The sequence below is a fragment of the Salipiger abyssi genome, from assembly GCF_001975705.1.
In the GTDB taxonomy this organism is placed as follows: domain Bacteria; phylum Pseudomonadota; class Alphaproteobacteria; order Rhodobacterales; family Rhodobacteraceae; genus Salipiger; species Salipiger abyssi.
Genome location: NZ_CP015093.1, coordinates 24,793 through 43,689, shown reverse-complemented (window position 1 = coordinate 43,689; position 18,897 = coordinate 24,793). Strand labels below are relative to the sequence as shown.

Genomic DNA, 18,897 nt, shown 5'->3' with positions numbered 1-18,897 from the left:
TCATGCCGAACCGGGGGCGCGGATCGAGGCGAACATCGCGTCGATCGCATACTGGATGTCGGGATGGTCCACCCGGGCCAGCCCGACGACTTCGACGTGGAGGGTGGCGGCGCCCAGCCAGAGCTGGCGCGTCGCGCAGGGCTCCGAGACCTTGCCGAAGGTCGGCACGGTGGCGCCGGCGGGGATGTGACGCGCGACCGAGAACCCCCGCATGGACCCGATCTCGACCTCCGGTTTGGTCTGGAGAACCTCGGCGCCCCATTGCTTCGACCATGGGCCTTCGAGGTTTTCGGTCAGGGTCTGCGTCAGTGGGCCGTCATGCACCGTCAGCTTCAGCCCCGCATCCTCGGCGCCGCCCACGAGCAGGGTATTCCATTGCCCGCCCTCATCGACGCCCCGCCTGGGGCCGGGCCGGTCGAGGCGCTGCAGCAGCGTGACGCCGAAGAGGATCAGCGGCCCGCTCTTGTCCTCGCTGACCGCGGCGCTCCAGTCCCGCGGCACGTGGATCGTGAGGCCCGTTCCGGAGTGCCGGACCCGCCTGATCCCCCCGGCCACATCCTCGTCCGCCTCGGCCCGCGGGGCGGCGCGCAGGCGCGCGGCGTCCTGACGCCAGGTGTCGGCGAAGACCTCCTGCAGCCAGTCGTTCAGAAGCGTCTGTTCCTTGTCGAACTTCCCGCTGGAATAGAGCTCGGTGAAGGGCGTCCGCTCGTGGCCGGTCACGAGAACCAGGCGCCGCTTTGGTCTGTTGTCGGATGTGGTGGTGCTGTCGATCTCGACACGGCTGACGGGCGTCAGGGCCGCGGTCCGATGTTTTCGGCGGAGCAGCAGGCGTTGATCGAAGACGACCTCGCCTTTCACGGCGTCGAACGTGATCCTTTCGCGGAAAACCATGCGGATGAGAAGCGCAACGCAGATTGCAGCGGCAAACAGGTTTATCCAGATTGTGGCCGGCTCGTCCCGGACCATGAGAAAGTACATTCCGATCGGAAACCCGATCAGCACCGCTGCCATGAAGAATGCGCCTGTCTTCCAGCCACGGATCACCAGGCGCGTGGGCGTTTTTTCGATTACATTCATGGACCCTCGCTCTTTGGCGCCACGGTGCGGGGCCGCCGTGAACGATCCCGATGCGCAAAGGCTATGTTCTTGATCTAATCCCTTGCAAATCGGGCACCCTCTGTCGTGTCGTCAAAACGGACGACTTGCGCGACGGTCATACGACTTGCGACGGTGCCCGGCGCCGTTCCCGGCGAACGGGCGATCAGAGCGTTGCAGGCCGCCATCGGTGACGCTCTCGCGGCGGCCGGGGATGCGGCGCAGAGAGAACAGAGGAGCTTCGCCATGACCAGACTCGCAGATTTTCGACCGGCTGCATGCTGGGGCCTTGCCCTGGTGACGGTCGCGGCGACGCCCCTCGCGGCCGCCGACTACGAGGTGGCCGGCACCGCGACGGCCGTCATCGACGGCGAGAGTTTCGATCTCTGGGTGCCCTATGACGCCGAGAACGACGAAAGCTACGCGAAGAAGATCGTCGTCGGCCCCACGTCGACCGTTTCGATCGAGGCATTCTCGGGCGAGCCGGGTGAGAGCTGGGAAGACCCCGGTGTCGCGCTGTCGATCTCCGGCCCGCAGGCGCGGTCCACGATCACCAGCCTGAGCGTCACCCTGCCGGACGACCCGCCCCAGACTTTGTGGGAGTTCGGGACAGGGGACACGTCGCGCGTGATCGAAAGCGCAGAGGTGCAGCGCGACGACGACCACGTGGCGTTCTCGATCACCGCCACGCTGACGCAGGTCGACTACATGGGCGAGCCCGTGTCGGACGGCGGGGCCGGGCCCGCGACGATGCAGGTGTCGATCGAGGGCGAGGCCGACCTCACCGAGTGACCGGGCACAGAAGCTCGAGGATCGTCGCCCGTGCGACGGCTTAGGCCCGCGTCCGCGCCCGCCACTTCCGGCGCGCCGGCGCCACGTCTTCGTTGGCCGACCGTTCCGAGATGCGCAGACGATCGTCGGCGCCGGCCGGCCTGAAGCCCCGGGCGTAGAGTGCGAGCACCTGTCGTTCGCGTTCGGAAAGGCCGTTTGATGCGCCCCCCCATCCGACCCGACGGGAGATTTCACATCCAGCATCCCGAGGAAATGGGAACCCGCCAGTTGCAGAAGATCGACGTGGGCCTGCACATAGGCGCCAAAGTCGCCACTGTCCTTGTCCCCCCAGGCCGCCAAGTCGGCAGTTTTGACGACGCGTTCTCGACTGGCTAACGTATTCCGCGAGATGCATCGTCTGGATATCATAGGCTTGGCCGATGCGGTCACCTGGGCTGATGACGCGGATGCTGCCTGGGCTGCGTTCTCCCGCCAGCTTGCAAAGGCCGGCCTCTCCCGCACCGCCCTGCATGACGGGCTGGACCTGAGCGAAAGAAACCCGTTCCACCAGCCGCGCCACAGTTTCGGGCATATCTGGGACGAGGAATACGATGCAAAGGTCCGAGGCTATCGCGGCGATCTGCGCACCGCCAGCGATCCCGACTTGTGGCATCTCAGGCCGACGCTGATGTTCCTCTCGCGGTTCACCTCTCCGCTAATGATCTCGCACCGGGATGTCCTCGACGGGTCGGCCGAATCCGCCTTCACGCCGATCTGCAGGCACCTGGTCGAAAGCCAGGGGCAATATCACGCGCTTGCCTTGCCGCTTGTCTCTCCTCGATCGGGTAAAGTGTCGATCCTGTCGGCCTGGGGCGACGAAGACAGGGCGGAGACCGGCCATTTCATGCGATCCCATGCGTCCGTTCTTCAAATGGCGGGGCAGGCCTTCATGGCGCTCCTGACCGATCCGGGCGAGGGTCCGGCGCTATCGCTGCGGGAGCGGCAGGTCCTGGCCCTCTTCGCCGAAGGGGCGCAGACCGGCGCCGTTGCCGATACACTGCGCCTTTCGGAGCGCAGTGTCCGCGAATACCTGACCCGCGCCCAGATCAAGCTCGATACTTCAAACCGTACGGCGGCAGTCGCTCGTGCCATTCGGCGCGGATGGATCTGAGTTCCGGTGACGGGCCGTGACTGCGCCGAACACGCCCCTATGCGTGTCGTCCGAATTGACGGCTTGTCCGGACGGGTCCGGGTATTCAGCGTCGCCCGTGTGCAAGGCTTGGCATCGCTGTCTTGGGCGCAATTGGCCTTCGGGTCGGCCGGGGCGGGCAAGAAGAGGGACTCCGAATGAGACTTGCAGGCTCTGCGATCGTGGTCACGCTGGCACTTCTTGCCGCATGCAAAGCGCAACAAACCACTGCTCCGGACAATGAGACCACCGGTCTCAGTGACGAGGCCATCGTCTTCAGCATCAGGCAGGTACCGGAGGGCGACAGCTGCCGCACGGTCTTCCCGGTGACCTACCCGGCCGATATCCCTCCGCATCAGCGCGTTTTTCCGTTTGATGATGTCGAGAGCAGCTGGGCCCGTGACTTTCCGCTGACACTCCCGCTGCCGCCCGATCATCTGCATGACATTGTCCGCAATTCAGATGGGACGATCAGCAGTATTGCCGGCACGACCGCGCATGGGTGCGCGGCGCGGAGATGGGTTTTCGATCCCGGCAGATGCCTATCGGGGAGCTGCCCTCCTGCGCTGTTCGTGGAAAGTGATCAGATGGGCAATCTGACTGTCCGCCGCGCGGGGCGCTGAGCCGCGGACAGGCCAAACGTGGGCGCGCCAAACCGAAAACGCGGATGGCTGAATTGGGACGGAAGCGCCCAGGGCAGCGTTCGCCGTCGAACGGCGGTTAAGGGCCGGGATTGACAGCGCACCTTGGGGATCTGTGTGCGCCCAGCCGCAGCGCTGCATGACCGGTTCGAGCCCGCAGTTCGGCCGGGACGGACGCGAGAACGCGGTCGATCTGGTCCTCACCTGACAGGCATCCGCCCCGGGTAAGCCCGGGGCAGATCGGCGCACGCCCAGTCCGAGCTGCCTCATGCGGCTGCGCGTTCCCCGGTCTTCCAGGTTGCCCACCGGGCGGCCTGGCGATCGAGTTTGGCGCGCTGATCCGCGGTCCAGCCGATTTGATCCAGGAGCCTGTCGACCAGCTCCACGGGCTCCATGGTCGGGATCTGCTTGATATCGTTCCAGTCATTCATCGGTTCGGGCGCAATGGCCCGAACCCTGTCCTCCAGGACACCAAGGTCGTATTCGCTGATCGCCGGCAGAGGCAGGACGCGGGCGCGGCAAAATTCCCGCGCCAGGAGTTTCCGCAACTCCTTGGCGACCATGCCGTCCCCCGCGTCGCTCAGGGCATTCTTCCTGCTGTGCCAAAGACGGCCGGCATTGTAGGCCGCCACGAACTTGTGGCTGTTCTCATCCCCGGCACAGTGGTTACTCCAGACCCGGTGCCGCAGGTTCATCGTCTTGCCGACGTAGCGCGGGACCTGCTCATGATCATGCAGCAGGTAAAGGCCAGGGACATTGCGCGGCACGTTTTCAAGGCGGATGAGCGGGGCAGTGGTGAGGGCCTCCAGGGCAGCGGTCGGGGGCATCATGGGCAAGTCTCTCCTTTATGGGCGATGACTTGGATATAGCGGTGGGCGCGTCGGGATGCGCAAAAAGTCTCGCCATGGCGAGACTTTCCTGGACGAAGCCATGGTTCGGAGGACCTCTCAAAGCCGAAATTAACGTCGCGCCAAGAGCGACCAAGGGATTGCCCGCGCCGCGCCGATGCAGGACGGCTTAGAGCCCAGGGACGAAGCCGCTCACAGACCTGGCGCGCCAGGGCGTGGGGCTTGCTACGCCGCCGCAAGTCTGCTTCGAGCCCAGACTCACCGATGCTGCGGGGCGCGCGAATGTCGGCTTTCGTCCGGCGCGTCGCACCATGATGGAGTTAGTCAGCTTCCACCAAGTCACTCCGGGCATCGCGGATGATCATCCACGACGAATGCAGGAAAAGCCCCGCGATCGCGAACGCGACGATCAGGTCGGGCCATGCACTGCCAAGCCACGCGACCAGCCCGGCGGCGATGACCACGGCGAGGTTGCCGATGGCGTCGTTGCGAGAGAACAGCCAGACGGCTCGCATATTGGCATCACCCTTGCGGTGCTTTAGCAGCGGCAGCACCGCGAGGATGTTTACGATCAGCGCACCTACCGCGAAGGCTCCCATCAACCCGGCTTCTGGCGTGGTCTGGTTGAGGACACGCCAGAGCGTGCTGCCGACAACGCCAAGGCCCAGAAGGCCCAGAAACACGCCTTGGATCATCGCCGACCGCGCCCGCCATGTCAGGCTCCAGCCGATGGCGAGCAGGCCCAGAAACGTGATCGCACCATCGCCCAGAAAATCGAGCGCGTCTGCCTTCAGCGCCTGCGAACCGGACAAGAACCCGCCGAACATTTCGACCACGCCGTATCCGAGATTGAGCGCGACCACGATCCAGAGCGCGCGGCGATAGCTCGGGTCCTTGTAGGCCGGATCGGACGATGTATCACCGTCCTCGATCTTCTCGAAACCGTAGCCGGTCGCGTCGAGCGCGGGCCGCACTTTCGGCAGATCGCCGTCCGCGATCCGCAATGTCATGATGTGGGTGGCGGCGGACACTTTCACGTCGCCTTCGGCCACGCCCGCAGACCGGGCCGCGCGCTCGATCTCGGCGGCATCTTTCGCGCAGTCCATGCCTTGCACCCGCATTCGGATCGGGGAGGAGGCTGTCGCCAACTTGCTGTTATCGGGCTGGCTCATGTGCGATCCTTTTTGTGGTGGCGGGCGAAAAGGTACGCTGCTAACGTATCAGTGGATAATGATATGACAGCGCAAAACATTCAAGACGATCTTTCGGCACCCGATACACTGGAACTGCGGGCAAAGCTCTTCCGGGGCCTAAGCGATCCCAGCCGTCTGACGATCCTCGATGCGCTGGTGTCGGACGAACGCAACGTGCAGGAAATCGTCGGGCATACGGGTTTGGGTCAGCCCAACGTCTCGAACCATCTGCGCTGTCTGCTGGAATGCGGGCTGGTCAGTCGCCGCAGCAAAGGCCGCTTCGTTCGGTATCGTCTGGCGGACAGGCGGGTCGCCGATCTCATCCGTGATGCAGATCAGCTACTTGCCTCGACAGCCAACGGAGTTGATGCCTGCCAAAGCTATACGGACTAACCGGCGCGACCTGCTGCAATGTCCTATCGGTGCGCCAAACCTGAAGCAGCCATCTGCGCATCCGCAGCGAATGCACCCTTTGTCTAAGGTTTGTGGCTGCTGGATGCTTGCCATCCAGCGGCGATAAATCTGACAAGGAGGAAAGCGCGGGCAGATTTCGGTGCTATGGGGATTGTGGCTCAGGTCCGGGCCGTGGATGCCCTGAACTGCGGCCCCATTGACGTTGAGGAGCGCGGGCCTGTCGATTTTCACGCTTCGAGGTCGGGGATTGATGTCTGGCTTTGCGGTCATCGGCCTGTCGTGATGCAGATTTTCGGCGATTGGGCATGCTGACGAGGCCGACGTCTCTGGATTGCAGGGCCGGTTGTGACGGTTGGATCATGCGGCATCCTCCCACGGCGGCGCGCGGGACTTCGGGGGCTGGCCGCGGGCGAAGGTTTCGACGATGCGCATCACGCCACCGCATCTGGGGCATGCCCGGCACAGGTCGTGCTCATCCGGGTCGGTACGGCCGTCCTCCCCGGTCGTCTGATCTGGCTCTCGACCCGTATCGATCAGACGCCTGATCTTCTCGATCCTGTCGCGGCGTATGCCGTTGGCGAGGAAGCCTGAGTGGCGGATACGGTGGAAGCCGGATGGCAGGACATGGATGAGGAACCGGCGAATGAACTCTGCCACGGGCAGGCGCATGAGCTTCATTCTGTCACCGCGCTTGATGCGGTAGTCTTTCCAGCGGAAGGCCACGGTGCCGGCGTCCGCGCTGACAAGGCGATGATTTGAGATCGCGACGCGGTGGGTGTATCGGCTCAGATAAGCCAGTACCGCCGCCGGGCCGCCGAAGGGGGGCTTTGCGTAGACGACCCAGTTGGCCTTGCGCAGCGGCACGAGATGAGCCGCAAATGTGTCGGGGTCGGCCAGTTCCGACAGATTGCCAAAGAACGCCAGCTTGCCAGCTTGGTGCAGCATCAATAGCCCTTCGAGGAACAGGCGTCGGAACAGCCTCGACAGGACCTTCACCGGTAGGAAGAACCCGGGACGACAGGCGGCCCACCGGGTGCCGTCTGGCGACAGCCCGCCACCCGCAACGATGACGTGGACATGGGGATGATGGGTCATCGCCGAGCCCCATGTGTGCAGCACGCTGGTCATACCGATCCGCGCGCCCAGATGCTTGGGATCGGCGGCGATGGTTAGCAGGGTCTGAGCCGACGCCTTGAACAGAAGGCCATAGACCGCTGACTTGTTCTGATAGGCGATGTCCGCGATCGGAGTTGGCAGGGTGAAGACCACGTGGAAATACTCGACGGGCAGTAGGTCTTCCATCCGGGCGGCCATCCAATCCCGCGCCGCGACGCCCTGGCATTTCGGGCAATGCCGATTGCGGCACGAGTTGTACGCAACGTGCTCGTGGCCGCATTTGGTACACGCCGCGACATGCCCGCCAAGGGCGGCGGTCCGGCAGTTCTCGATCGCCGACATCACCTTCAACTGCGGCAGGTTCAGGTGGCCAGCATTGTCACGACGGTAAGCAGCACCATGAGCGCGGAAGATATCCGCCACCTCCAGTCTGGGGCGGGCCATCGGGGTCGGCGTTTATCCGGCTCCGGCCTCCCGTCGCACCAGCAGATCGAGCGGACTGGTCACATCCCGGATCGTCTTGGTCGCCACCTTGGTGTAGATCGTCGTGGTCTCCAGCTTGGCGTGGCCGAGCAGCACCTGGATCACCCGAATGTCGGTCCCACTCTCCAGCAGATGCGTCGCGAAGCTGTGCCGCAGGGTATGGGGCGAGACCTTCTTCTTGATCTCCGCGAAATCGCAGGCCACCCCGAACGCCCGATTGAACTGCCGTGTCGAGATCGGATCGATCCGATTGCGGCCGGGGAATAGCCAGCCTGCGGGCCGCGCTTCGCGGTAATAAGCGCGCAAGAGCGCAAGCAGGCTGGGCGAAAGCATCACATGGCGATCCTTGCGGCCTTTGCCCTGGTCGACACGGATCAGCATCCGGCCGCTATCGATATCGCCGACCTTCAGATGGGTGACTTCGTTCGCCCGCAGGCCACCACCATAGGCCACACTGAAGGCGGCTCGATACCTGAGCCCGGGCCCCGGGGCGGCTTCGAGAATGCGCGTAACCTCCCCGGCGCTGAGCACCACGGGGATCTTCTTCGCCGCCCGCTGATAGCGCATGTGCCTCTTCATCTCCGCACGCGGACAGGTCGTCGCGAAGAAGAAGCTCAGCACCGTCAGCCGGTTGTTGAAGGTCGGCGCACCGATGCCGCGCTCTTTCATGTCCAGTTGGAAAGCCCGTAGCTCCTCCGGCGTCGCCGTATCGGGCGAATGCCCCAGGAACCGGGTGAACTCGCGCATCGCCCGCAGGTACATCGTCTGCGTCTTGGGCATCAGCCCCTTGATCCGCATATCCTCAAGAAAGCGCCGCCGCAGGGCGGGAACATGCTGGTCCGTCATTGGAACCTCCTGTCATCAGATTGAGAAGGTCCCAATTGTCCGACAGGCGCAGCCATCCACCAAATCACGGCGCCCCAATCAGCTCGCTACACTCGCCGCAGGCGCCCCTACCGCGAGAGCGGTTTCGTCCTTGTCCGCACTGCTGAACTTTACCCTCCGAAAATGCTGCACGAGGGATGAATGGCCGGTCTGGTGAAGCTGCACCGCGGCGATCGGCCAAGGACTGAACGGCAGGTCTGGGCCGGGATTGACAGCGCACCTTGGGGATCTGTGTGCGCCCAGCCGCAGCGCTGCATGACCGGTTCGAGCCCGCAGTTCGGCCGGGACGGACGCGAGAACGCGGTCGATCTGGTCCTCACCTGACAGGCATCCGCCCCGGGTAAGCCCGGGGCAGATCGGCGCACGCCCAGTCCGAGCTGCCTCATGCGGCTGCGCGTTCCCCGGTCTTCCAGGTTGCCCACCGGGCGGCCTGGCGATCGAGTTTGGCGCGCTGATCCGCGGTCCAGCCGATTTGATCCAGGAGCCTGTCGACCAGCTCCACGGGCTCCATGGTCGGGATCTGCTTGATATCGTTCCAGTCATTCATCGGTTCGGGCGCAATGGCCCGAACCCTGTCCTCCAGGACACCAAGGTCGTATTCGCTGATCGCCGGCAGAGGCAGGACGCGGGCGCGGCAAAATTCCCGCGCCAGGAGTTTCCGCAACTCCTTGGCGACCATGCCGTCCCCCGCGTCGCTCAGGGCATTCTTCCTGCTGTGCCAAAGACGGCCGGCATTGTAGGCCGCCACGAACTTGTGGCTGTTCTCATCCCCGGCACAGTGGTTACTCCAGACCCGGTGCCGCAGGTTCATCGTCTTGCCGACGTAGCGCGGGACCTGCTCATGATCATGCAGCAGGTAAAGGCCAGGGACATTGCGCGGCACGTTTTCAAGGCGGATGAGCGGGGCAGTGGTGAGGGCCTCCAGGGCAGCGGTCGGGGGCATCATGGGCAAGTCTCTCCTTTATGGGCGATGACTTGGATATAGCGGTGGGCGCGTCGGGATGCGCAAAAAGTCTCGCCATGGCGAGACTTTCCTGGACGAAGCCATGGTTCGGAGGACCTCTCAAAGCCGAAATTAACGTCGCGCCAAGAGCGACCAAGGGATTGCCCGCGCCGCGCCGATGCAGGACGGCTTAGAGCCCAGGGACGAAGCCGCTCACAGACCTGGCGCGCCAGGGCGTGGGGCTTGCTACGCCGCCGCAAGTCTGCTTCGAGCCCTCTCGCGACATTGCTCGACCATCATAGGGCACGCGAGGTTAACATGAACTTTGAAGCTGAGCGCTGGAATGAGAGTATGATGAGAGCGTTACTTGTCGGGGTGCGTTCAACGGCATCAGAGAACTACGCGGTTTCTTCCCGCGCAGCTTTTCTACGCTGAAGCTGACGGTAGCCATAGGTTGCGTTGCGGACCGTTTCGTCACTTTCCAACCCCGAGCCAAGCGCGCCCGCGATCGTTGCTACGGACGTCGCAAGCCAAGCCAGCTTCACGTAGTCGAGCATCGCTATGGGATGGCCCAATCGGGATTCGAGCAGATCAGGGGGTACGAACAAGACCACCGCGATCACGAACAGCGCCAGAAGCACGTTATAATAGAAAACAACGGCGACACCAAGCGTGAGCACCGTAGCCGCGTTATACAGCCTCATCAACATGGGCGAGCCACCCGCCCGCTGCTTCTCCCACAGGTCGTGTGCGATGATCAGCCAGAACACCATGGCCGCCATCGAGGTCGCCATCAGAGCGACCAAACGGATCGGTCCATACGTGTCACTCAGTTGCCAGAGCGTCGGGAAGATCAGCCCGTATGCGCCGGTGGCGAAAGCCACGGCCACCACGCTCTTGAAGGCTGGAAAGATGGTCCAGGGCTGGTTCGCCCTCACCATTCCCTCCAGCAGGCGCAGCCAAGCGTGCAACCTCGGCGCAGCAACGAATCGGACATCGACGGCCACCTGCGGATCATGCGGTACGATGCGGCGTATGGGCGCCAAGTATCGCAACAACGGCCATCGACCGGTGCGCCACGTCACGTGCTTGCGGGGTTGGCTCCGCTTCGGAGCGCCACCAGCTCGATTGTCTGACCTCGGGGTCCCGGACACGAGCTCCTTGAGCACGTAGACGGCGGCGCGTTCGGTCCGACGGTGCATGAGTATTCCGCCAGTGGCCGGCAACGAAATAGTGCCGACGCCCTTGTTCAGAACGGCGTCGGCGACCACGACATGGTCCTGACGGAGGATCGGCAGATCGGTGATGCTGATCACGAAATCCCAGCCGTGCTGGTGCTTGCGTTTTTCGGCTTCTTCGAGGATTTCAGCGGGATCGCCCATTCCTCCCGTCAATGGATCGCAGACGACTTCTATATCCCAATCGCTACTTTCACCGACTTCACTGCGGAGCAGGCCGGGCAATATCTGAGCCAGGTGCGCGGCTACCTTTTCGGGAAGTTCCGGCGCGGGGAGCAGACCGAGCACTGTCGTGGCCGTATCAGGTGTCTTCTGTTGCGAACCGCGCCTCGCACCGCTTTGCCCGGAGGGTTCGTCGACAAGCGATTTCCGGCTTTCCACCTCAGACATGAGGACCTCCCAGTTCGGTCCTTCGCAGACTATACGATAACGATCTCCGCTGGCGACCCGAGGCGCGTCGTTTGGCTTGCATCAGGCAATCGTTCGATCCCTACATTCCGGCGTCGGCTCGTACCGTGTTCAACGAGACCCTCAACCCAAGGCGAATCGTTCCGGCCCGACCGGCGACTGACCGAACGGCCACTTTGTCCGCACTGCTGACCTTTACCCTCCGAAAATGCTGCACGATGGATGAATGGCCGGTCTGGTGAAGCTGCACCGCGGCGATCGGCCAAGGACTAAACGGCAGGTCTGGGCCGGAAGTGAAGGGGCGCGGCGCGGATCAAGCACGACCACCTGCCGCGCTTCCGCAGGCCGCCTTCGAACCCTAGCCCGACTTTCCGAATGGGATGGTGCGGAGGTGGTGCAGTCCCCCGTTTTCAAGCTTAGCGACCTCCAGGGCCCGTAGGGTTCCTAAAAGCGGGAAGCCTCCGAGGGAAGACGTCTCTAAACGCTCGATAATCGTTCGATCAGGGTTCGTCGCGACCGTCATGTGTGGACGGTAGGGAATATCGTCCTTTCGCTCCGCCCTCTGAACACCTTCGTAGAGCTGGTCATGCAGTGCCGCCAACTGGGAACTTCCGGTCGAGCTGACGAGTAGCAGTTTATGTGTCTTTTCAAAGGGATCGTGTGTAATATCTTCAGAAACGAAAGACACCTCAAACTGCGATGACCTGCTGGCCACCGCCTCGCAGCGTTCCTGGAACTCATGAGGGAGAATGTTCATCAGCCCGAACACGAGAGTTACGTGTGGGGGGGACGAGCTCGGCTCTGGCCGGCTCGTTCTCGGTCCGAAACCGATGAATGCGTTCGACGACACTCGGTTCAAACTGTGGATATGCCAAGACGTAAATCATCACGACACAGTGGGAAAATCTGCACCACGGGTCAACGATCGGCTGGTTCCCTCAGGGGGGGGCGGGTCACCTTGTGTCTCGCCAAAGATAAGAATTCTGCTAACTTTCAGGTTGCGCCATGGTGGTGGTGGCAGGCGCGACCGTTCCACGTCAAACGGGAGACACCACCATGTTCGTTCTCGGAATCCTTGCATCTTTTGCCGCCATTGCGGCCATGTGCTGGTTGCTGTTCAACCTTGCCGTCTTCGCCCTGCCGTTCCTCGTCGGACTTCATACCGGCATCTGGGCCTATGGAACCGGCGCAGGCTGGCTCGGTGCAATCCTCGTCGGTGGCTTCGCCGCCGGCCTGACGCTGGCCATCGGCCAGGCGCTAATCATGCTCGTCCGGCCGCTCTGGGCGCGCTTTGTCATCGCGCTGATCTTCGTCGTACCCGCAGTCTTGGCTGGGTTCTACGCGACCCTCGGGATCACCAGGACCATGATGCCCTCGGAGACATGGCAGATGATCTTCGCCGTCATCGGCGCTGGCGCCGTTGGCGTTTCCGCCTTTCTCCGCATTGCCGGCATGGCCGCCGACTCTTCGGACGGATCGGCCGCCGGCGCCTGACACTGCCAACGATCCGATGAGGCGGGACCGGATCAGCGCTGGAATGCCATCCCGATCGTCAGGATGCCGGTATGGAGCGGTGTGCGGATCGGCATGAGGCTCGCGTCGCGGCCCGTGGCCGTGCGGTGGAGGGGGCGGACCGTTCGAGCGGCAAACCGCACCTGTGATCGGGCGGGACACGCCGGCCGAGGCGCATGGAGAGTGGCGCGCATGGCCTGTCGCGGGTGAGCCAATCCGCCGGTGAAAAGCCGGTCAGCTTGACGGGCATCCGCGATCGCCAGCGTCTCCGTTCTGACCCGTCCATGTCCGCTCCATACGGCCCTTTCAATGGCCTGATCTGGCCGAAGACCGGATGTGCCTCGACCGGCTTGGCGCAACAGCGCCGCCATAACTTTCTTCCCCTGGGCTGCGCCCATTCCGCGCGAAACAAGAAAGTTCTACCTGTGCTGTCCGGCCCCCGGCACGCCGGGGGTGCGCCGCCGGTCGTCTCCGGCCCGTCGATCGCCATCGGGCCGCAATGGTGCGGACCCGGAAACGGAAAACGGAGACTTAAAATGGCGACCATCGGCACCTTCAAAAAGACCGGCAACGAATTCACCGGCGAAATCGTCACCCTCAGCGTTCAGGCCAAGGGCGTGCGCATCGTCCCCGACACCCGCGCCACCGGCGAGAACGCCCCCAGCCACCGGGTCCTCGTCGGCCGCGCCGAGATCGGCGCCGCCTGGTCCAAGCGCTCGGGCGAGGGCCGCGACTATCTGGGCCTCAAGCTCGACGATCCGAGTTTCACCGCCCCGATCTACGCCAATCTCTTCGATGAGGAGGACGGCGAGAGCTACGCGCTGATCTGGTCCCGCCCCAACGGTCGCCGCAGCGAGTAGCGGCGCCGTGAGGCCCCGGCCGACAGGCCGGGGCCTGCCCGCCAAGCCGGGCAACCGAATCAGTTTTCCCGTTCGGCAGTGCCAAGACGAAAACGCGATAGAAACGCAGAAGAATTCCGGTAGAGATTCTTCTGAGAGCGACTATAATAGTCGTAGTTCTGGCGTTTGCGCCGAGCCGGATGGGAGGTGATCTGCATGATCACCGCCCGACAATCACGGGCCGCGCGGGCGCTTCTTGGTTGGACACAGGAGCAGCTTGCGGATGAGGCCCGGGTATCTTTGACCGCGCTCAAGCGCCTTGAGTCCGAAAGCGGGCTCGAGGTCTACGAGACCACGCGCGATCAGGTTCGACGGGCTTTTGAAGCGAATGGCATTCTGCTCCTGAACTCCGACCAGGGGATTGGAGTGATGCATGTGCAGGCGAAGGCCGTCGCTAAGATCTGACTATTCCGGCAGGTTTTGTGGTGAACGGAATTGCGCTATTGCCGTGCTCACGAAAACGTCAACCTTCTGTGCTAGGATTGTACAGAAGCCGCAGTGGGGATGCGCGTGACGATCAGCAGCTTGCAGGATGTGCCGCCGCAGGGGGACGTGGTGACGGAGTATGACCGTCGTCACATGAAGCAGTATATGCGTTTGCTCGATGCTGCAGGCGAAGGCGCGAGCTGGCAGGAGGCCGCGCAGATCATCCTGGGGCTCGATACGCAGAAAGAGCCGGAGCGGGCGCGCCTGGTCCACGACGCCCATCTTGGACGCGCGCGCTGGCTGAGTTCGGTGGGGTATCGGCAATTGGCGGCGGGGCAAAACAACTGAGAAGGTGATGCGTCCCGCGCATCACCTGATGCCTTGGGGCGGGCTTCCCAAGTGATTGATCTGTTGGAATCCTTTTGGGGGATTTCAACCCAGGGGAGAGGCGATGCCATGCAACCCGACCGCTCGAATTGGCGTGACCAAGCGGCCTATGACTATCTCGATGATCTGGCCGCGCCGGAACTCGGCTGGGAATGCCTGCGCCGCAATCCCGAATATCAAGATGACTATGCAGAACTTGCAGGGGGACCACCTGAGAGGGCTGACCTGAGGGATCAGGTCGGCCGTCGATGGGGTCTGTGCTTTCCCGATACGGCCCGGTCTGAGCGCGACTGTCGCAGAGATATTCTGGCGCCCCGAAATCGATACCAGCGCTGTGATCCTCGCGGTCGCTCCTGAGGTATTTTCTGAAGAGACAGACGCCCCCGGCGGTGAGATAGTCGCCCCGAAGGGCAGGGCATCCCCCATTGGTAAGCACCTGCGCCACAGGCTGCCGGACGGGACATACCTGCATCTCGTCGCTCCCCTTAAAGACCGTGGTCGGCTTGTGGCCACAGTTCCTCTCGGCCCTGAGGGTCTCGATCGCATCGAGGCGATCCAGCGGCTCCTCGCGGACCAGCACCGCCGTCGATCAATCCCCCGCGACACCCGTCTGACCGCGCAGCAGAAAGCACGCCTGCGGCGGGTCCTCCAGGCCTCCGACGCCGCCTTCGACGGCGCGACCCAGAAGCAGATCGCCGAGGTCCTGTTCCGTACCGGTCAACTGGACCGCGATGAATGGCAGGTCTCCTCAGCTCGCTTTGCCGTCTCCAGCCTCCTTCGCGAGGGGCGTGACCTGATCGCCGGTGGCTATCGCAAGCTCCTTCGCCATCAGCGCCGCCTCTAGGTCGGCGATCCCGCGTCGCGGTGTGCGGATTTACCCCTGCTACCTTCCCACTGCATCTGACCGGACGCGCTTCGCCATCGTGACCGTCATCAGCCGCTGTTTCGCGGCACTGGTCACACACAGTAGGGAGACGCCCGATGTCCGCTATCTCAACCGAACTTCCCCCGCGCTATCTGCGCACCAAGGAAGCCGCCCAGTTCCTGAGCCTGTCGGCTCGGACGCTGGAGAAGCACCGGACCTATGGCACCGGTCCCGCCTACCACAAGCTGGGCGGACGCGTGGTCTATGCGATCGAGGACCTGCAGGCCTGGGTCGGACGCGGCGCTGTCACCTCGACTTCCGACCCGCGCGGGCAGGTGCTGCCGGCGAAACGCCACACGCTCCCGAACCTCCCGCAGCCCGGTCGCTTCGTGCGCTGACCTGGGGCGACACTTTCATGACCGATGGACGCAGACCCCGTTCCGAGCGTGGACAGCTCGATCTGTTCCGCGCGCTGCCCGGGGATTTCGCCCCAAGAGATGCGCAAGACCTCATGGCCTATCCCTTTTTCTCCCTCGCCAAATCCAAACGGGTCGCACCGATCGACTTTGCCGCTGGTAGCGTCAGCATCCGGGTCGAGGCGGTTCCCGATCACGGTATGGCCACAATCTGGGATGCCGACATCCTGATCTGGGCGGCGAGCCAGATCGTCGAGGCGCGTGACGCGGGGCTGCGCACCTCCCGGCTGATGGCCGCCACCCCTTACGAGATCCTCACCTATGTCGGTCGCGGAACCAGTGCGCGGGACTATCAGCGCCTGAAGGCGGCGCTGGATCGTCTGCAGTCGACGACGATCTCCACCTCGATCCGGCAGCCGGCGGAAGGGCGTCGCCATCGCTTTTCCTGGATCAACGAATGGCAGGAGCGCAGCGACAGGGAGGGGCGCCCGGACGGCATCGAGCTGATCGTGCCCGACTGGTTCTACCAGGCCGTGCTCGACAATGCGCTCGTCCTCACCATTGATCGGGCGTATTTCGACCTGACCGGCGGGCTCGACCGTTGGCTCTATCGCCTGGTGCGCAAGCATGGTGGCAGGCAACGGGACGGTTGGCGTTTCGACTTCCATCATCTTCACCAGAAGTCCGGGGCGCTGTCCCCCTTCAAGCGTTTCGCCTTCGAGCTTCGCGACATCATCCGGCGGCAGCCGCTGCCGGGCTACACGCTCTTTCTCGAGACTGAGGTTGGTGGCCGCAAGCTGCTGGCTTTCGAGCCTACTCCGGGCTGTGGAAAACCTGTGAATGGGCTCGTGCTATCGGGAACCCGGACTATCGTGCCATCAGGAACCGAAGGCTCGTGCTATCAGGAACCCAAACAGGGGGTAACGCACGGCGGCAAAAGCGAAAATCGCGCCCTTAACTTAGAGTCTAACAAAGAGTCTAACTTTGAAGAGCGCGCGCCTGATGTGGAAAACCTCATCCGTGCCACCGCAAAAAGCCTGAGCCAGGCTGGCAAGACGAAGGCAGCCGTCGCCCCATCGGTGCCGCGAACGGCTTCCGATCAGGGCGTCGCAGCAGCCTCCGATCATCCAGATACGCCCCGCCTTCCTCTCGAATTTCCGGGAGGTGGCGAATGATCATCGCTCTGCTCAATCAGAAGGGTGGCGTCGGCAAGACGACGCTGGCGCTCCATATTGCTGGTGAATTGGCGATACAGGGCAAGCGTGTCACCCTGATCGATGCCGACCCGCAAGGCTCCGCCCTGGACTGGTCGCAGCAACGCGCCCGCGAAGGTCTGCCGCGGCTCTTCGGCACCCTCGGCCTGGCCCGTGACACCCTGCACCGCGAAGTCCCCGAACTTGCCCGCACAGTCGATCATGTCGTTATTGATGGCCCACCGCGTGTTGCGGGGCTCATGCGCTCAGCGCTGCTCTCCGCCGATCTGGTGCTGATCCCGGTACAGCCCTCGCCATTCGATGGCTGGGCCTCTGCCGAGATGCTGTCCCTCCTTGGGGAGGCCCGCATTTATCGGCCGGAACTTGTCGCCCGCTTCCTGCTCAACCGCTGCGGCGCGCGCACCGTCATCGCCCGGGACACCGCCGAGGCGCTGGCGGATCACAATCCTCCTGTGCTTGCCAGCACGATTGGTCAGCGCGTCGTCTTTGCAGATGCGGCGCAAACCGGTCGCCTCGCCAGTGACATCGACCGTCAATCGCATGCTGCCCGAGAGATCGCGGCGCTGACGTCTGAGATCGGGCGCCTCGGTCTTGGGAAGGTGGCGGTATGAGCGGGCGCAATGACAAGCCTGGTTTCGCCGCGCAGCCAGTCGATGCCGAGACCTGGATCAAGGCTGGCGAGGCGCCATCCGCACGCGGTCGCGCGGCGGCGACCTACACGGCCCGGCTCACCATCGACGTCACCCCGGACCTGCGCGGTCGCATCAAGGTCGCAGCTTTCAGCCGCGGCGTCACTGTCGCTGACATGCTGCGCGAGTTGCTCGGGCGCGAATATCCGGAACCCGAAGGAGAACCTCAATGACCGGCTTTGTGATCCTTGGCGTGACCGGAGACGGACCTTTAGACGCCCATTCCCGCGGCGAGCTCACGCGCGTTGAACTGACCTGGGTGGAGAAGCGGATCGAGTTCTGGATCCGGTTCGGTCAGGCAGCCGGGGAACAGATCCTCGACCGCAGCCGCCGCATCGTCTTCTTCCGTCCCGGCGCCGTGTTTGGCTTCGTCCGTTGGGCGGCGAATGACTACGGCACCGTTGTCTCGCGCATCGACATTGTTCGCGCGATCGCGGCTGGCAACTCCTACCAGACGCTGCCCTTCGTACGCCCCGGTGGCGAGATTTTATTGAAGATCGAAGGTTGGCCCAAGGTCGAAGAGGTTCTGCGTCATGTCGATGCGACCGAGGGTCTTGGCATCGACCCTGCCGAGGTCGATCCCGACCACTGGCGTCATGTCGGGCACTGGATGAAGGCGGGCGAAGCGCCGCGACCCTATACGGCGGAACGCCATGCCGCATGGCTCCGGCGTCGGGAGATCGGAAAATGACCCGTGCCCGCTACACCATGGTGACGGTCGCGGCGCTCGCCGCCGTCATCGCCGGCAGCATTCCGACTGCGCCACGGCTGGTCTGGAACGCCTCGGCCAGCGTGCCGATCGGTTTTTACACCATCGCGCCGGTGGACCGGCTCGCGGTGCCAGATCTGGTCGTGGTCATGCCGCCTGAACCCTTTGCAGGTTTCATGGTCGCGCGCGGCTATGTCGGTCGCGATGTGCCGATCCTGAAACACGTCATCGGGCTGCCGGGACAACGGGTCTGCCGTGACGGCGCCGCGATCACCGTCGATGGCAGACACCTGGGGGAGGCGCGAGAGCGCGACAGCCAGGGCCGCGATCTTCCCGTCTGGCAGGGCTGCCGCACCATCGTAGAGGGCGAGGTCTTCCTGATGAACCCGGCGGTCTCTGACAGCTTCGATGGCCGCTACTTCGGCTCGTTCCCCGCCTCGGCAGTGATCGGCCGGGCCAGTCCACTGTTCACCGATGAGGGTGGCGATGGCCGCCTCGTCTGGCGGGCGCCGGATCGGTGACGGCGCGTCCATCGCGGGCGCGCAAGCGACCCGCC

The 18,897-nt window shown here is 63.7% G+C and carries 25 protein-coding genes; 17 read left to right on the top strand and 8 right to left on the bottom strand.

The features are described 5' to 3' along the window. Entirely contained in the window at positions 1-1,077 is a 1,077-nt protein-coding gene (locus Ga0080574_RS03770) for a hypothetical protein (protein WP_076695293.1), read from the bottom strand. Positions 1,078-1,341: 264 nt separating this feature from the next. Between Ga0080574_RS03770 and Ga0080574_RS03765 the strand changes: the two genes are divergently transcribed. The 3 genes from Ga0080574_RS03765 (at position 1,342) to Ga0080574_RS03755 (ending at position 3,678) form a co-directional block, all read left to right on the top strand. Continuing rightward, positions 1,342-1,887, top strand: coding sequence for a hypothetical protein (locus Ga0080574_RS03765; RefSeq protein ID WP_076695292.1), 546 nt, complete (start codon positions 1,342-1,344; stop codon positions 1,885-1,887). Positions 1,888-2,299: 412 nt separating this feature from the next. Next, positions 2,300-3,037, top strand: coding sequence for a helix-turn-helix transcriptional regulator (locus tag Ga0080574_RS03760; RefSeq protein WP_198039765.1), 738 nt, complete (start codon positions 2,300-2,302; stop codon positions 3,035-3,037). Between the two features lie 176 nt (positions 3,038-3,213). Further along, a complete protein-coding gene (locus Ga0080574_RS03755) occupies positions 3,214-3,678 on the top strand; it encodes a hypothetical protein (RefSeq protein WP_076695288.1) in 465 nt (154 codons plus the stop codon). Between the two features lie 284 nt (positions 3,679-3,962). Here Ga0080574_RS03755 and Ga0080574_RS03750 read toward each other — a convergent pair whose 3' ends face one another. Both Ga0080574_RS03750 and Ga0080574_RS03745 read right to left on the bottom strand, forming a co-directional pair. Then, positions 3,963-4,526: a GIY-YIG nuclease family protein gene (locus tag Ga0080574_RS03750; protein WP_076695284.1), complete on the bottom strand. Its 564-nt coding sequence runs from the start codon at positions 4,524-4,526 to the stop codon at positions 3,963-3,965. 338 nt (positions 4,527-4,864) lie between these two features. Next, positions 4,865-5,716 (bottom strand): cation diffusion facilitator family transporter, encoded by an 852-nt coding sequence (locus Ga0080574_RS03745; RefSeq protein ID WP_007803328.1) that lies wholly within the window; start codon positions 5,714-5,716, stop codon positions 4,865-4,867. Positions 5,717-5,779: 63 nt separating this feature from the next. Here Ga0080574_RS03745 and Ga0080574_RS03740 point away from each other — a divergent pair, with 63 nt between their 5' ends. Further along, positions 5,780-6,130 carry an ArsR/SmtB family transcription factor gene (locus Ga0080574_RS03740; protein WP_007803330.1) on the top strand — a complete coding sequence of 117 codons (351 nt, stop codon included), beginning with the start codon at positions 5,780-5,782 and terminating at the stop codon, positions 6,128-6,130. Between the two features lie 378 nt (positions 6,131-6,508). Here the strand turns inward: Ga0080574_RS03740 and Ga0080574_RS03735 are convergent, their stop codons facing one another. Further along, complete coding sequence (locus Ga0080574_RS03735; RefSeq protein WP_076695286.1) at positions 6,509-7,711, bottom strand: IS91 family transposase; 1,203 nt, start codon at positions 7,709-7,711, stop codon at positions 6,509-6,511. Positions 7,712-7,723: 12 nt separating this feature from the next. Further along, positions 7,724-8,596, bottom strand: a complete 873-nt coding sequence (locus tag Ga0080574_RS03730; protein ID WP_076695252.1) for a tyrosine-type recombinase/integrase — start codon at positions 8,594-8,596, stop codon at positions 7,724-7,726. A 180-nt stretch (positions 8,597-8,776) separates the two neighbouring features. Here Ga0080574_RS03730 and Ga0080574_RS25765 point away from each other — a divergent pair, with 180 nt between their 5' ends. Further along, positions 8,777-8,959 (top strand): hypothetical protein, encoded by a 183-nt coding sequence (locus Ga0080574_RS25765; RefSeq protein WP_156876258.1) that lies wholly within the window; start codon positions 8,777-8,779, stop codon positions 8,957-8,959. A 58-nt stretch (positions 8,960-9,017) separates the two neighbouring features. Here the strand turns inward: Ga0080574_RS25765 and Ga0080574_RS03725 are convergent, their stop codons facing one another. The 3 genes from Ga0080574_RS03725 to Ga0080574_RS03715 form a co-directional block, all read right to left on the bottom strand. After that, positions 9,018-9,581 carry a GIY-YIG nuclease family protein gene (locus tag Ga0080574_RS03725; protein WP_076695284.1) on the bottom strand — a complete coding sequence of 188 codons (564 nt, stop codon included), beginning with the start codon at positions 9,579-9,581 and terminating at the stop codon, positions 9,018-9,020. A 395-nt stretch (positions 9,582-9,976) separates the two neighbouring features. Further along, positions 9,977-11,206, bottom strand: a complete 1,230-nt coding sequence (locus Ga0080574_RS03720) for a hypothetical protein (protein WP_076695282.1) — start codon at positions 11,204-11,206, stop codon at positions 9,977-9,979. Between the two features lie 376 nt (positions 11,207-11,582). After that, complete coding sequence (locus tag Ga0080574_RS03715; RefSeq protein WP_380659298.1) at positions 11,583-12,074, bottom strand: 2'-5' RNA ligase family protein; 492 nt, start codon at positions 12,072-12,074, stop codon at positions 11,583-11,585. Between the two features lie 155 nt (positions 12,075-12,229). On the opposite strand from Ga0080574_RS03715, the gene Ga0080574_RS03710 reads away from it, so the two are divergent. The 12 genes from Ga0080574_RS03710 to Ga0080574_RS03655 all read left to right on the top strand — a co-directional run bounded on the left by Ga0080574_RS03710 (position 12,230) and on the right by Ga0080574_RS03655 (position 18,862). Beyond that, on the top strand, positions 12,230-12,718 hold the full coding sequence (locus Ga0080574_RS03710) for a hypothetical protein (protein ID WP_237219315.1): 489 nt from the start codon (positions 12,230-12,232) through the stop codon (positions 12,716-12,718). A gap of 554 nt (positions 12,719-13,272) precedes the next feature. Next, complete coding sequence (locus Ga0080574_RS03705; RefSeq protein WP_011747836.1) at positions 13,273-13,596, top strand: DUF736 domain-containing protein; 324 nt, start codon at positions 13,273-13,275, stop codon at positions 13,594-13,596. A gap of 195 nt (positions 13,597-13,791) precedes the next feature. After that, a complete protein-coding gene (locus tag Ga0080574_RS03700) occupies positions 13,792-14,040 on the top strand; it encodes a helix-turn-helix domain-containing protein (protein WP_076695278.1) in 249 nt (82 codons plus the stop codon). 99 nt (positions 14,041-14,139) lie between these two features. Continuing rightward, the gene (locus Ga0080574_RS03695) at positions 14,140-14,409 is read left to right on the top strand and encodes a DNA -binding domain-containing protein (RefSeq protein ID WP_076695276.1); all 270 of its coding nucleotides are present in this window, start codon (positions 14,140-14,142) and stop codon (positions 14,407-14,409) included. Positions 14,410-14,517: 108 nt separating this feature from the next. Next, positions 14,518-14,805: a transcriptional regulator domain-containing protein gene (locus Ga0080574_RS26900; RefSeq protein ID WP_076695274.1), complete on the top strand. Its 288-nt coding sequence runs from the start codon at positions 14,518-14,520 to the stop codon at positions 14,803-14,805. After that, on the top strand, positions 14,783-15,292 hold the full coding sequence (locus tag Ga0080574_RS03685) for a DUF2285 domain-containing protein (protein WP_076695272.1): 510 nt from the start codon (positions 14,783-14,785) through the stop codon (positions 15,290-15,292). Before Ga0080574_RS26900 ends, Ga0080574_RS03685 begins: the two co-directional genes overlap by 23 nt. Positions 15,293-15,429: 137 nt before the next feature. Continuing rightward, positions 15,430-15,711 carry a helix-turn-helix transcriptional regulator gene (locus Ga0080574_RS03680; RefSeq protein WP_009573772.1) on the top strand — a complete coding sequence of 94 codons (282 nt, stop codon included), beginning with the start codon at positions 15,430-15,432 and terminating at the stop codon, positions 15,709-15,711. Between the two features lie 17 nt (positions 15,712-15,728). Next, positions 15,729-16,904, top strand: a complete 1,176-nt coding sequence (locus Ga0080574_RS03675) for a replication initiator protein A (RefSeq protein WP_076695270.1) — start codon at positions 15,729-15,731, stop codon at positions 16,902-16,904. Continuing rightward, positions 16,901-17,554: a ParA family partition ATPase gene (gene parA / locus Ga0080574_RS03670; RefSeq protein WP_076695268.1), complete on the top strand. Its 654-nt coding sequence runs from the start codon at positions 16,901-16,903 to the stop codon at positions 17,552-17,554. The genes Ga0080574_RS03675 and parA overlap by 4 nt, the downstream gene beginning before the upstream one ends. Further along, positions 17,551-17,805, top strand: coding sequence for a ribbon-helix-helix protein (locus Ga0080574_RS03665; protein ID WP_076695266.1), 255 nt, complete (start codon positions 17,551-17,553; stop codon positions 17,803-17,805). The genes parA and Ga0080574_RS03665 overlap by 4 nt, the downstream gene beginning before the upstream one ends. Beyond that, complete coding sequence (locus Ga0080574_RS03660; RefSeq protein WP_076695264.1) at positions 17,802-18,323, top strand: DUF2840 domain-containing protein; 522 nt, start codon at positions 17,802-17,804, stop codon at positions 18,321-18,323. The genes Ga0080574_RS03665 and Ga0080574_RS03660 overlap by 4 nt, the downstream gene beginning before the upstream one ends. Next, positions 18,320-18,862, top strand: a complete 543-nt coding sequence (locus tag Ga0080574_RS03655) for a S26 family signal peptidase (protein WP_076695262.1) — start codon at positions 18,320-18,322, stop codon at positions 18,860-18,862. The genes Ga0080574_RS03660 and Ga0080574_RS03655 overlap by 4 nt, the downstream gene beginning before the upstream one ends. Positions 18,863-18,897: the final 35 nt, after the last annotated feature.